Here is an 872-nt window from a genome sequence, read left to right on the forward strand (position 1 = left end):
GAGCCACGCCCTGCGTGGCTTCACAGCATGGGGCGGATCCCGTTGGTGCAGCCACGCAGGGCGTGGCTCTACGCAGGCTTGCGGCAACTCAACCGGGTCCCGTAGAACGCCAGCGTGGCTTCGCCCTGGTGCTCCCAGAATTCCACGCCTTCGCGGGTGTAACGCGCACCGCTGGCAGCAGGAGCCAGGAACGCAATGGCCTGGTCCTGCCCCAGTCGAATCAACGCCGCGTTCGGCTCGATCTCGTTGTAGTAGGTCACCGCCAACGGCTTGTCGCTGCCCTCGCAGACGAAGTTCACCGGTGCGGGTCCAGGGCCGGGCGTGGTCGCAATCTGCAGTTCGACAATGCGTGTCTGATAGGACTCGACCAGGCAGCGCCGCGCGTCCACCGCCTGCCAGCAGGCGTCGCGCCCCTTTATCCAGCCGCGCTGCTCGGCCGCGATATCCAGTTCGTCCGGGCTGGTCTGCGCGGCCTTGTAAAGCTCAGCGAGCCGCCGATCCAAGGCTGACAGCTCCGCATCGTTGCAGACCTGGGTTTCCGCATCGGAACTGGCCTGATTGCAGTCGAACGATGGACCTTGCGCGGGGGCGGGGGCGGGGGCCGGTACCGCTGGAGCCGGCGCTTGCGCGGCCGCTGGTGGCTGCGCCGGCGATTCAGCCGGCGTGGGTTCGGACTTGGAGCAGGCAGTCAGCACAAGGGCCGCCAAGCCCAGCAAGAGGGGACGTTTCATGGGAGCCAGCGCCCTGTTGAGATTCCCCAGTCTGCCCCACCCCACGTCCAGACCACGTAGAGCCGGGCTTGCCCGGCTGGGCACGCACGGACACCCTCAGCCGGGCAAGTCCGGCTCTACGACAGCATCCCAACACAGGCA

General features: G+C 67.4%; 1 protein-coding gene. It reads right to left on the reverse strand.

Annotation, left to right across the window (positions count from 1 at the left end):
- Nucleotides 1-68: 68 nt before the first annotated feature.
- Nucleotides 69-731: an MliC family protein gene (locus tag QMX83_RS21535; RefSeq protein ID WP_282298661.1), complete on the reverse strand. Its 663-nt coding sequence runs from the start codon at nt 729-731 to the stop codon at nt 69-71.
- Between the last annotated feature and the right edge of the window lie 141 nt (nt 732-872).

The sequence above is a fragment of the Stenotrophomonas sp. PS02289 genome (assembly GCF_029960115.1).
GTDB lineage: Bacteria > Pseudomonadota > Gammaproteobacteria > Xanthomonadales > Xanthomonadaceae > Stenotrophomonas.

Excerpts from the sequence above, each read along its gene's own strand:
- QMX83_RS21535 (WP_282298661.1), bottom strand. The coding sequence starts at position 731 with ATGAAACGTCCCCTCTTGCTGGGCTTGGCGGCCCTTGTGCTGACTGCC.